The sequence below is a fragment of the Butyrivibrio sp. MC2013 genome, from assembly GCF_000424585.1.
GTDB lineage: Bacteria > Bacillota > Clostridia > Lachnospirales > Lachnospiraceae > Butyrivibrio.
Genome location: NZ_KE384211.1, coordinates 68,299 through 80,608, shown reverse-complemented (window position 1 = coordinate 80,608; position 12,310 = coordinate 68,299). Strand labels below are relative to the sequence as shown.

General features: G+C 43.6%; 9 protein-coding genes. 3 read left to right on the top strand and 6 right to left on the bottom strand.

Features of this window, described 5'->3' with window-relative positions; translation table 11 throughout:
• Positions 1 to 101 precede the first annotated feature (101 nt).
• The 6 genes from G636_RS0114795 to G636_RS0114770 form a co-directional block, all read right to left on the bottom strand.
• A complete protein-coding gene (locus G636_RS0114795; protein WP_196803124.1) occupies positions 102 to 536 on the bottom strand; it encodes a dUTP diphosphatase in 435 nt (144 codons plus the stop codon).
• Positions 537 to 550: 14 nt separating this feature from the next.
• Positions 551 to 2,836 (bottom strand): extracellular solute-binding protein, encoded by a 2,286-nt coding sequence (locus G636_RS0114790; protein WP_026508679.1) that lies wholly within the window; start codon positions 2,834 to 2,836, stop codon positions 551 to 553.
• Between the two features lie 2 nt (positions 2,837 to 2,838).
• Positions 2,839 to 3,936, bottom strand: coding sequence for an ABC transporter permease (locus G636_RS0114785; protein ID WP_035779816.1), 1,098 nt, complete (start codon positions 3,934 to 3,936; stop codon positions 2,839 to 2,841).
• A 2-nt stretch (positions 3,937 to 3,938) separates the two neighbouring features.
• Positions 3,939 to 5,921 carry an efflux RND transporter periplasmic adaptor subunit gene (locus tag G636_RS0114780; RefSeq protein ID WP_026508677.1) on the bottom strand — a complete coding sequence of 661 codons (1,983 nt, stop codon included), beginning with the start codon at positions 5,919 to 5,921 and terminating at the stop codon, positions 3,939 to 3,941.
• 73 nt (positions 5,922 to 5,994) lie between these two features.
• Positions 5,995 to 7,038: a carbohydrate ABC transporter permease gene (locus G636_RS0114775; RefSeq protein WP_330364014.1), complete on the bottom strand. Its 1,044-nt coding sequence runs from the start codon at positions 7,036 to 7,038 to the stop codon at positions 5,995 to 5,997.
• Positions 7,038 to 7,919, bottom strand: a complete 882-nt coding sequence (locus tag G636_RS0114770; RefSeq protein WP_026508675.1) for a carbohydrate ABC transporter permease — start codon at positions 7,917 to 7,919, stop codon at positions 7,038 to 7,040. Before G636_RS0114770 ends, G636_RS0114775 begins: the two co-directional genes overlap by 1 nt.
• Before the next feature lie 301 nt (positions 7,920 to 8,220).
• Here G636_RS0114770 and G636_RS0114765 point away from each other — a divergent pair, with 301 nt between their 5' ends.
• The 3 genes from G636_RS0114765 (at position 8,221) to G636_RS0114755 (ending at position 12,307) form a co-directional block, all read left to right on the top strand.
• The gene (locus G636_RS0114765; protein WP_026508674.1) at positions 8,221 to 9,783 is read left to right on the top strand and encodes a YifB family Mg chelatase-like AAA ATPase; all 1,563 of its coding nucleotides are present in this window, start codon (positions 8,221 to 8,223) and stop codon (positions 9,781 to 9,783) included.
• A 30-nt stretch (positions 9,784 to 9,813) separates the two neighbouring features.
• Entirely contained in the window at positions 9,814 to 10,938 is a 1,125-nt protein-coding gene (gene dprA / locus G636_RS0114760; RefSeq protein WP_026508673.1) for a DNA-processing protein DprA, read from the top strand.
• A 301-nt stretch (positions 10,939 to 11,239) separates the two neighbouring features.
• Positions 11,240 to 12,307, top strand: a complete 1,068-nt coding sequence (locus G636_RS0114755; protein ID WP_026508672.1) for a type IV pilus twitching motility protein PilT — start codon at positions 11,240 to 11,242, stop codon at positions 12,305 to 12,307.
• Positions 12,308 to 12,310 lie beyond the last annotated feature (3 nt).

Sequence of the window (12,310 nt, the reverse complement as noted above, 5' to 3'; positions counted from 1 at the left end):
AGCGCATACGGATACGCTACAAAAGATATCGGAAAGAATTTTCAAAAAATAAGACCCGAGTTTCCTAAAAATTCAGAAAAAAATCGGGCCTTTAAAAGGTTTTAACGAGTTCCGGTGGAGCCAAATCCGCCCCTGTCAGGGCCTGTAAGATGATCTACCTCAGTAAAAGTAATTACTGGTTGTTTTTCAAAAATTCTGAACTGGCAGATCCTGTCACCTTTATGGATGATAGTATCTCTCATAGCCAGTACAGGCATCCTCCACATGTCCTGATCACCGCTGTAGGAGTTGTCTACCACTCCTACGCTGTTGGTCTGGATGATCCCAAAATTTTTAAAAGTGGAGCTCCTTGGTGCTATATGGGCTTCATAGCCATCAGGAAGCTTCATGGCTACTCCAAGAGGTATCAGAGCAGCTTCACCTTTTGCCAAAGTCACATCCTCAAAGGCTCTGAGGTCAAACCAGTCGGATTTGCCATCTATGAGCTCTATCCTTTCCATATCATCAGAAAAGTATTTGATTGTTATATCCAGCATGATCTCCCCCTATATTAGCTGTTCTCATTTACATATACAGAAACTCTGCTCTGGATGATATCACATACCTCCTGAACAGATTTCTGTCCTTCAAAGAAAGGTGTGCTCTCTTCGATGATAATATCAGCAATCTCTGAATTGTAGGATATATGTTCATCTACAGACTTGACAAAATCCATCATCTCATCACGCTCTTCCTGAGTAAGAGGATCGATCTTAATCTCCTCATTTCCCAGGTAGATGCTTGAATTATACTCCTGCATCTTATTAAGGATATGAACATCTCCGCCGTCCTGATCATTAAGATCCATCATGGATACATCAGCATTTTCTTCAATAGATGATGTCAGTACAGGGAAGTCATATTCTATATTATCCTGGTATTCCTTTGACAGGAATCTCTTAATGAACTGCCATGCTCCGTCCTTGTCCTTAGATGATGCATTGATAGCAAACTGAAGCGAAGGCACCAGGCAGCTTCCGTTGCCCTTGGCTCCGGGGAAGCCTATGAGCTTAAAGTCTTTGCCAAAGTATCCGTTCCTCTCCTGAACATATTCTGAGAAGCCGTAGAGATATAGAGGCTTGGCAAGAGCTTTACCGGATCTGTACCAGGAATCTGTATCTTCGTCCCATACTTCATCAGGTGTAGTCTTGGGAAGCTTTTTGCAGAATTCAAGGAGCTTTGCAAACTCGCCATCGTTAAAGCTGCACTTATGCTCATCCCAGTTTATAAACGAATAAGAATCAAGGTAAATAGCCATATAGAGGAAGCTTTCTCTATTGGTGACACCAAATACATTACCCAGATCAATATTATTCTTCTGAGCTATAGCAATTACATCATCAAAGTCCCAGCTATCCTTGCCTTCCAGAAGAGACTCTCTGGCAGCAACGGTATATATCTGGAAGGAAGGAACTACAAAATAGCTCTTACCATTTGTCTTAAAGGACTCTACCACATTTGAAAGATAATCTGCCGTATCAATCTCCTCATCCTTTTCAATATAAGGATCAAGACATTCAAGTACTCCCTTGGAAATATAGGAATTAAGAGGCATATCACTGTCTGCCAGAATGATATCAGGCGCATTTCCTGAGATGATATCAGTATTTAGCTTCTTTAGACCTGCCTGATAATCATCCTCTGTATCATACTTGGAATAATCCTTTACAGATATCCTGTATTCACCGCCCAGCTTGTTGAACTCCAGGATCTGCTTCTGAACTGTATAGTTGAGATAGTGGCAGCCAAGAGTAATGACCTTCTGCTTGGCAGCTTCCTTTGGATCTACCTTGACAAGCCTTGATACTCTGAAGTTATTAACACCTGTATTATCATCATAGCTGCTCAGATATACCACAAAGTCGCCATTGGAGAGCTGGCAGGCAGTGTATACATCATCTGGATTAATGTCAGAATCAATATATGAGCACCTGTCTATGATCTCATTGTCACCGATATCATAGGTTGAGACGCCGTTTGAATCGGTAAAGAGCATATCATGCTCAGCTGACTCTTTGGGAGTTGAATAATTATATAGGGAAACAGGGAGCTTTACAAAGTTTGTGAGCTTTCCGGTATTTGCATCCACTTCGCAAAGGTTTCCCTTATTATCATCGCTTACTGTAGCATATATCTTATTATCCTTGCCAATAAAAACTGAGCCTATATCAGTATCAGTCTTGATCGTTCCCTTTATAGAACCGTCGTTCTTATCAATATTGGTAATACCATTACTGCCCTGGAGGAATATACCATACTCATCATGGACTACCATGGAGTTGTAATAGATATAATCGTTGCTGCTGGAGGTCTTGCTGACCTGGCTGTTCCATAGCTCCTTGCCTGAAGCGTCATATTTGTAGATGACATAGGTGTCCTCTGATACATTGCCGTCATCAGATACAAAATAGGAATCCAACAGAGTGTAAATATTGCCTTCCTTATCAGGGATGGTGTACTGGATATAATTTGAATAATTATCATTCGTTTCTAAAGGAATATCCAGTTCCTGTACGTCTGAGCCGTCCTCATTAAAGCTCACTATCCTGTATGAGCTTGTGCTGTAATCCTCGCTGTACTTGGTACCGCTGGCAAAGAGCCTGTCATTCTTACATACTAAGGAATACAGATCTGTAAGATCTGCATCAACAGTTATAGCCTCTTCTTTGTAGATAAGGTCATAATTACGTTCTCCTGCCTTACCGGCTCCGCCCCCGCGTGCGCCGCAGCCTGACAGAGCTGACATTGCCATCACTCCTGCAAGGAGGAGACAAGTTGCTTTCTTTGATCTCTTCATATTCACTCGCTTTCCGCAGGGCGTCTCTTTGACTGCCATGCATATACTTTATCTGCAATGCCGTTAATAATAGATCTTGCAGTAAAACCTTTGTTACGATATATCACTACACCTATGGAAAAAGCATCTGCAAAGGCAAGGACCATGGAAGCTAAAATAAAAATCTGTAATATGCTTATGATGTCCTCTGCTGCTCTTGCAATGTTTTCCCAGTAGGGAAGCTTATAATCCGTCAGCTGCATTGACCTGGAAGGAAAAGATAAAAATACTTTGACCATTTCCGAAAGGCCAAACCTGTTTCTGTTGTCTACAATGGTCATATCGCTTTCATCATAATCCAGCTTGTCACTGACAATCCTCATACCAAAGCCGTCTACTTTTTCAGGCAGCATTACTTCAAAAGCACCTACGGGAGTTTCATTCATGGCATAGAGGCTTTCATATGACATATAAATAACACTCCTGTCCAGTCCCGCAGCATCTGATATCCTGCCCCTTTGCCTTGCCACCACGCCGCTGATAATATGGGGAATATCATTGATCAAAACGGTCTTGCCCTGCACGTCGTCAGATCCAAACAATGACCAGGCCAGGTCCTCATCTATCACTATGAGATCCTTCATTTCATTGTCCTTGTCAAAAAATGACCCATTTACCAGCTTCAGCTCATGGAAAAGGAAAAAGTCTCCGCCTACTCCTACTGCTCTCACATTTGAAGTCTTGCCGGTGCTGCCTACATTGACATTATCTATAGCCGAATAGCAGTCCTTAAAGAGCCTCTCTCCGTTTTCGGATTTAATGGAGTTCTCAGTCATGGCCTTGTCCAGATTGTATTCGATCTCTTTGATGCTGCCGGCGCTCAACATGGCCTTCTCGGCAAAAAAAGCAGTAACCTGGCCATAGCTCTTATGACTGTCCCAGCTCATATACGCGTTTTGATCCAGCATGGATCTGATGATAGCGCCTCTTACAAGGGTCAGGATGATACATATCATTATAAGTATAGGCAAAACTATCATCCTGAACCTGGCAAGGCAAAAGAGCTCACGTATTTTCTTTAACAGCTTTCCGGCTCTGATACTAAGCTTTTTATCTTTCATAATCACAGATCACTCTCCGATAATCTCACCTGGTCTCCGGATTTAACAGGGCCACTGGCAGTAGTGATCACATAGGAATAGTTCTCAAAGCTGCCGCTGATGGCTGAATTGATGTCATCTGAGGCAAGTACCTGGATATCAGCTCGTCTGGCAATATATCTGTTGCCAAGAGGTGAATTCCTGCTCTCTATGATCAGGATGAACTTGCCGCTGTTATCCTCCTTGATAGCCGAGTTGGGCACTACCATGTCATAGTCTGCTCCCTGCTCTCCCAGAGTCAGAGAAACAGAATCTCCTGCAGCTATATCAGGGCATTCCACCTTAAAATTCAGCCTCCTTGAGGAGGAAGGATTCTCAGGATCATTGGTGATGGAGATCAGAGTAGCCTTGAACTGGTCGTAATACCATGCGTTCTGAGGCTGTGCCTCCATTCCTACCTTGACCTTTCTTGCCTGATCGGCTGATACATTAAAGCTAACTGTAATATCAGTACCTGAGAGCTGTATGGAGCAGAGAGTCTCTCCCTGAGGTACTGTTTCTCCTGCATGATAGTTGATTGCAGTGATAACGCCGTCCTGAGGAGCAGTAACCTTTGTATCTATGACCTTGCTCTTTAATTTATCTGCCTTATCCTTGGCATCTGTATAGGCTTTTCTCAGGGATATGAGACCTATCTCAGCCTTGATCTTGGCCAGGATCTCATCTCTTTGTCTTGTTGCATTCTCCAAAACAAGGGCTGTTTCTTTTTTGTGCTGGTTCTCAGATTCGATCCTGCCGTCATAATAAGCTGCATTTCTCTCTTCCAGATTGCCAAAGTCGGTAAGCTTGATCTTCTCATCACTGGCAGCATTTAGCTTGGATTCTGCCACATAGAGCTGACCTATCACATCATCAAGCTCTATCTGAGCACTGATATAGCTGCTCTGTTCAGACTCGGACAGCGTAGCACCGCCGTCAATCTTTTCTGTATAGCTCTGTACCAGAGCCAGCAGCTCTTCCTTCTTGGCAGAAAGGTCAGTTACGTCCTTCTCCCCCTCGGATATCTGAGTATCCAGCCTTGTAAGCTGGTACTTGATATCAGCATCAGACATTGTGGTAGAACCGGCAGCAGGATTGTCATGATCATTATTGGCAGTCACATAAAGGCCTGCGATAGTCTTTTCATACTGGAGCATATCTATGCCTGCCTGTACATCGGTATCATCCTTAAGAGCCAGATTATAAGCGGAATTGGCCTGACCCATCTGAGTGATATAGCTGTCAAGTGAGATCTCTCCCCCTGCCCTTATAGCCTGTACATCTGCAGCAGGTATGCTGGTATCAAACATTGCAAGCTCATAAGCATCCTTGGCCTGCTGAGCAGCATTTTCCGCGTCTGTCAGCTCTGTTGACTGGCTGTCTTCCAGTGTACAGATGGTATCTCCGGCCTTTACTTCGCTTCCTACCTTTACATCCAGAAGCTCTATGGTCCTTGATTCTGACAGGACTACATTATAGGGCTGGCCTGCATCAGCAGTACCGCTGCCTCTGATCTGTGGAGATATGCGCCCGTCCTGTACATAGGCAGTTGCCACCATGGGCAGAGTCATATTTCTTATTGTATTGGAAAAGAAGGTAAGGAGAAGCAGTATCACCAGAAAGAGGATCGTAAAGTTCTTGATCTTGTCCTTTCTCTTCATGGTGATATATTCCTGCCTGGTCATGCCATCAGGAATATTCTCATATTTTACCCTTCTCTTCTTTGAAAGCTTTTTGGCTTCGGCATCAAGAGCTTCTTCCAGATCATCCTCACTATAGATCTGATCATCTGCGTTTTTCTGAATATTTTCAGCTTCACTTGTCACTACAGGATATTCTTCATCTTCAATATGGCTGCTTGCAGTCATTTGAACTTTTTCTTCACTTTTGTTCTCGTCCGCGCTATCAATACTGATAGTATCCAAAACCTTGTTTTTAATATCATTATCGTTAGCTTTTCTTTTCATGACTTAATGATTTCCCCTTTTGATTATTGTCTTATCACTTATCAGCAAAACCCGTTGTCAATAATATCTGAAACTAGCCTTTGACTCCTCCCTGATAAACAATACCGTTTACCAGATACTCTTCTCCATAGAGAAATACCAGTAGAGGCGGCACCATATATATAACAGCAACCGCAAACGCAAGGGATATCTCTCCCTGATTGATCTGGGACAAAAATACCGACAACGGATACTTATATTCATCTGTCAATAGTATCAGCGGCTGTTCTACCATATTCCAGTAATCTATGAATATAAGAATAGCTGCTGATGCCAGCGCGCCCTTACACAGGGGAAGTACTATCTGTCTGTATACCTGCCATTCTCCTGCTCCGTCTATCCTTGCAGCATCAAATATTGCCTTTGGTATCCTCCTGATATACTTGGTGAGAAGATATACCGCAAAAGGACTGAATATACCGGGCAGCCATATTGCCCATGAGCTGTCTACCAGATGAAAGAAATTAGCTACCAGATAGTTAGGTACCAGCGTGACCTGATATGGCATCATCATTATGATGGTATAGAAAAAGAATAGTACATTCTTTCTCTTTGATGGATATTTGGCAAAGCCATAGGATGCCATGGATGCAGCTATCAGCTGGAATACCACTATGGGCACTGTATATATCATTGAGTTCCAGAATTTCTCCAGATACTCAGGACTTTTGAGCAGTACTGTAAAATACTGTGATAAAGTCACTCTGTCAGGTATGAACTTAAGCTCCACTGTTTTGGAGACAAATACCTTGCCGCCATAACTGCTGGTGGAAAATATAGAGCCGTAATCGGCTGTTATCTCTTCGGGGCCCATAAAGGAATTGGTAAATGTCAGTATCAAAGGCAAAAGGAACATCACTGCAAATAGCCCGCAAACCATAGTTCCAAGGATAGTCATTATTACAGACATTTTCTTCCCCAGCCTGTGACTGATTATATATTGCCTGTATCTTGCTACCTCTTCTTCAATCTCTTTTTTAGAGTATCGTCTGACATCTTTTGAGACATCCTCCCTTTTGGGAGCTCTCTCGATAATACATTCCCTGTATGGCAGCCCGGAATGGCTTTTATTTATCATTATTCTTCCATATCCCTTCCTATTCTTGATTCGATGACAAAAAGGACAGCCACGATCGCAGCCACTGCCAATGACATAAGTATGGCAGCTGCTGAAAGATTCTGATAATCCAGGGTCTCGAACATATTGTTCATATAATGCTGCAGCATATATAGAGCTTCATGAGGATGCTTGCCCGTCATCAGGTATATCTCTCTGAATACCTTAAAGGAATTGATCAGACTCATAAGAGCTGTAAAAATAATGGTCGGTGAAATATATCTGATCTTGATCATAAAAAGCAGCTGCAGCTTGTCAGCACCTTCAAGAGAAGCTACTTCATACATCTCTTCAGGTATATTGGACAGCGCTGACATAAATAGGATCATATTGTATCCCAGGCTCTTCCATAGAAATAGGACCAGGATAACAAAAGGAGCCTGATAAGACTTGAGCCAGTCAACAGGTGGCATCCCAATAAGAGCGCCAAGTATCTTATTGGTAAGGCCGTTATAATTGAACATGACCTGCCAGATCAGCACTATGGAAGCAATGGGCACTACCATAGGCGAGAGGAACATGGTCCTGAACACACTCTTTGCAGGAATCCTGGACTCCATGATAAGAGCCAGGAAAAGGGATAGTATAACTGCAAGAGGTACAGCAACTGCAGAAAACCGCAGTGTATTGCCCAGCGCCTGATTATAAGCATGATTAGCTATCACTCTTGCAAAATTATCAAAACCAACGAATACGTTTTGTATGGGATTATTAACAAGGGAAAAATATACTACAACGCCGTATGGTGCCCCGTAAAAAATCAGTACTCCCAATAAGCTTGGGGCAAGAAAGGCGTAAGAAACAAGTCTGTCCCTGGTCATTTTCGCCTTAAGTTTATTCATGACAGATCAAATATCTCCTCACCGTAGTGTAAATTCGCAGCATTCACCTCTACATCAGCGATTATATATATGCAATCTTAAAACTGTCTTAAAAGCCGGAAAATCCCCCCCCTTGATACTAAATATATTTTATGCTATATTTGCGTGGGTGAAAATCACAATCTTATTTTCTGGTGACAATCTGTGTTCACAGATAGTTTTTTCCATGAATAAATAAACGTTTTTTCGCAGCGTACGGGTGCGTTTGTTTTCGTATGCTCAAAAGCATGATGCTGATCCAAATAACGAAAGGAGTCGTAATATGTTCAGTACTATCACAGCAGGTGCCATACATGGCATCAACAGTTATCTGATAGGTGTTGAGATCGATGTATCTCAAGGCCTGCCATCTTTTAATATGGTGGGGCTGCCCGGCGCGGAAGTCAGGGAAGCCCAGGAAAGAGTCAAGGTGGCTCTCAAGAATTCAGGGATCAAGATTCCGCCCAGCAGGATCACAGTAAACCTCTCTCCTGCGGATCTGAGAAAGGAAGGCGTTAGCATAGATCTTCCTGTGGCAGTAGGTATCCTGGCCTGTATGGGTGAAATAGAAAAGGAATCGCTTGAGGGCTGCTTTATCATAGGTCAGCTGGGCCTGGACGGAGAAGTCAGGGCTGTAAGCGGAGTACTGCCAATGATCAGGAAGGCGATAGAAAGCGGAATCAAAACCTGTATCCTGCCCTATGACAATGCAATGGAAGGTGCCGTCTGCGCAGAAGACGCCAGGATAATAGGTGTCAGAAATCTAACAGAATGCATCGCTTATCTTAATTCAGATGCAAAGGAAAGAGACAGACTGATCCCCCCTGCCAAAGTAGACATAGATAGGATCTTTGCAGATGAAGAAGGTGATGACAATCTGGACTTTGCAGATATATATGGGCAATCAGCACTAAAGCGGGCTATGGAGATTGCTGCAGCCGGCTTTCATAATGTGCTCATGATAGGGCCGCCGGGAGCAGGTAAAAGCATGATAGCCAAAAGATTGCCGGGAATACTCCCTCCTCTTTCACTTGAAGAAAGTCTTGAAGTATCAACAATTTACAGCGTTGCAGGTCTTATGCCCCCGGGAAAAGCCCTGATCACCAAAAGGCCCTTTGAAGCTCCTCATCATTCAATTACAGCCTCTGCGCTCACAGGCGGCGGCAAGATTCCAAGGCCCGGAGTAATATCTCTATCTCATAGAGGAGTACTCTTTCTTGATGAAATCGCAGAGTTCTCCAGAACTACCCTGGATATCATGAGACAGCCCTTAGAAGACCATAAGATCAATATAGCACGTGCTGCCGGCAACTATTCTTATCCTGCTGCGTTCATGCTCATCGCAGCCATGAATCCCTGTCCCTGCGGTCATTATCCCGATAGAGGCAAATGCCGCTGCAGCCAGAAGCAGATAAATAACTACATGGGCCATCTGTCCGGCCCCTTGCTGGACAGGATAGATCTGAGCATTGATGCACCAAAGGTTGACTATATAGAGCTATCGGGAGGAAGCACCGCATCTGAATCCAGCAGCAGCATCAGGCAAAGGGTCCTAAAGGCAAGAGAGATCCAAAAGCTGAGGTTTAAGGATGCCAATATATCTTTTAACTCGGAAATGACCCCCAGGGACATTGAGAAATACTGCAAATTTGGTCCCTCTGAGAGAAGGTTTATGGAGAAACTCTACGCATCCATGGACCTGTCAGCCAGAGCCTATCACAGGATCATCAAAGTAGCCAGGACCATCGCAGACCTTGACGGGTCCGAGAATATACAGGAATGCCATCTTGCTGAAGCTGCCTGCTATCGAATGAACGATCCCAGACAGAAAAGCTATATGGAATAATACATTAAACAATCAGAAAGGATCTGTAAAATGACAGTCAAAGAAGAGATATGTTTTCATATGCTGGCCTCTATAGAAGGCTTTGGCAAGAGGACATTATTCAAATTATATGACAGATACGGAGATATTGAAGAGATATCAAGACTAGGTGAAGATGTACTAAAGAATTATATGAGTGCAGGAGCTCTTGGAAACTTTATAAGTAAAAGGAAATGCTTTGATGCCGCAGAGAGCTACAAAGAAATGCGCAAAAAGGGAATACGCATCATACCTTTCATATCCGATGAATTTCCATCCAAGCTTCGTAATATTCCCGATCCTCCTGCATCTTTATATCTCCTTGGTGAGCTCCCGTTGGAGTCATACCCATCTGTAGCCATAATAGGAGCCAGGATGTGCAGTGAATACGGCAGGTTCGCCGCAAGAGAATTTGGCATGGGTCTTGCCGAATCTGGTATTCAGATCATAAGCGGGATGGCCATGGGTGTTGACGGGATCAGCCAAAAAGCAGCACTGTCTGTATCAGGCAGATCTTTTGCGGTCCTTGGCTGCGGAGTAGATATCTGCTATCCCGCAGATAACAGAGAGCTATATGAGGAATTAAAAAAAGGAGGAGGTATAATCTCAGAATACCCTCCGGGAACAATGCCCCAAAGAGGCTTTTTCCCTGTGAGAAACAGGATAATATCCGGACTGTCTGATGCTGTACTTGTAGTAGAAGCCAGAAAAAAGTCAGGTACACTTATCACTGTAGATATGGCCCTCGAACAAGGTCGAGAGATATTTGCAGTACCCGGCAGGATCACTGACAGAATCAGCGACGGCTGCAATGACCTGATAAGACAAGGCGCCGGTATCGCTACTTGTGTGAATGATATCAAAGAGAGCTTTTTCACAGGTCTTGATGGGGATAAAAAGGATGATAGTGCGCAAAAAGTGAGGACTAATGAAGCCTCGTCTCCTGCCATTCATCTGACTGACATGGAAAAAGCTGTATTATCTGTGATGGATATCTATCCTATGTCCTCATCCCAGATCCTGGAAAAACTCTCACTATCAGGTATTAACTGCAAGGCATCCGAATTACTGCCTCTTCTTACAATGATGCAGCTAAAAGGCTATATCAGCCCCCAGGGCTCTTATTATATAAAATAATCAAGATAACCCACCACCTTTAGGTGGTGGGAATATCTTGATTACGGGTGCGGGGTTATAAGCCCCGTACCCGTAGAACTGCGTCAGCAGTGATTTTATAACGAGCAAAAAGCGAAGCGTTTGCGAGTTTAACTAAAAGCTTAAATATTTGATAATGGATAAGGGTGGTCCAATAACCCCGTCCCCCTCTGGTCCATTTACACTGATAAATTTTTCTATTTTAGCCGATAAGAATTTAAACGGGGAATTCACCAAATTAATTCATTTGGATAATAAGTTTGAAGATGGTACGGAGGTCATTATGGCTGATATCAGAGATATCCTGTATGCAGCAAAAGAAGCCGGAGCGTCAGATGTTCATATAACCGTAGGTATTCCGCCTAAGATGCGAGTAAATGGAGAACTGGTATCTCTTGACAGTTTTGGCAAGATGCTGCCCAAAGACACACTTATCATAGCTGATTCCATAATGAACGATACTCAAAAAAAGCTCTTTGAAGCGGCAGGCCAGCATGATATGTCCTTTTCCATTCCGGAAATAGGTCGTTTTCGTGTGAATGTTTTTAAGCAAAGAGGCTCTGTGGCTCTTGCTATGCGTGTGGTTTCTACTGTCATTCCTTCGTATGAGAAGCTGGGAATACCAAGAAGCGTAGTGGAACTGTATTCAAGAAAAAGAGGCCTGGTATTGGTCACAGGACCTACCGGTTCAGGTAAGTCCACCACACTGGCCTCTATAATAGATCTGATCAATAAAGAGCGTGAAGCTCATGTTATCACACTGGAAGACCCTATTGAGTACCTGTATCATCACAATAAGTCTATAGTCAATCAGCGTGAAATAGGTCTTGATTCCGATTCTTATGCTGCAGCACTACGCGCTGCACTTCGTGAAGATCCTGATGTTATCCTGGTAGGTGAGATGCGTGATCTCGAGACCATATCTACTGCTATCACAGCTGCAGAGACAGGTCACCTGGTCTTCTCTACACTTCATACCATAGGAGCAGCCAGTACTGTAGACCGTATAATAGACGTATTCCCTCCTCACCAGCAGCAGCAGATCAGAATACAGCTGGCCAACGTGCTGGAAGCAGTCATCTCCCAGCAGCTCATCCCTACCGCAGATGGCAATGCCCGTGTGGGAGCCTTTGAAGTAATGCATTGCAACTCTGCTGTGCGTAATATGATCCGTGAAGGCAAGACCCATCAGCTGATTACTGTCATGCAGACCAACCGCAAGATGGGTATGATCACTATGGACGAAGCTATCATCCAGCTGTATCAAAAACGTATCATCTCAAGAGAGATGGCTGTCCAGTTCTCGCAGGACCAGGATACAATGCAGATGAAGATGTTCCATGCAAGATAAAGC

Coding starts and splice junctions, on each gene's coding strand:
- G636_RS0114775 (WP_330364014.1), bottom strand. CDS start 7,038: ATGATAAATAAAAGCCATTCCGGGCTGCCATACAGGGAATGTATTATC.
- G636_RS0114755 (WP_026508672.1), top strand. CDS start 11,240: ATGGCTGATATCAGAGATATCCTGTATGCAGCAAAAGAAGCCGGAGCG.
- G636_RS0114785 (WP_035779816.1), bottom strand. CDS start 3,936: ATGAAAGATAAAAAGCTTAGTATCAGAGCCGGAAAGCTGTTAAAGAAA.
- G636_RS0114795 (WP_196803124.1), bottom strand. CDS start 536: ATGCTGGATATAACAATCAAATACTTTTCTGATGATATGGAAAGGATA.
- G636_RS0114790 (WP_026508679.1), bottom strand. CDS start 2,836: ATGAAGAGATCAAAGAAAGCAACTTGTCTCCTCCTTGCAGGAGTGATG.
- G636_RS0114780 (WP_026508677.1), bottom strand. CDS start 5,921: ATGAAAAGAAAAGCTAACGATAATGATATTAAAAACAAGGTTTTGGAT.
- dprA (WP_026508673.1), top strand. CDS start 9,814: ATGACAGTCAAAGAAGAGATATGTTTTCATATGCTGGCCTCTATAGAA.
- G636_RS0114770 (WP_026508675.1), bottom strand. CDS start 7,919: ATGAATAAACTTAAGGCGAAAATGACCAGGGACAGACTTGTTTCTTAC.
- G636_RS0114765 (WP_026508674.1), top strand. CDS start 8,221: ATGTTCAGTACTATCACAGCAGGTGCCATACATGGCATCAACAGTTAT.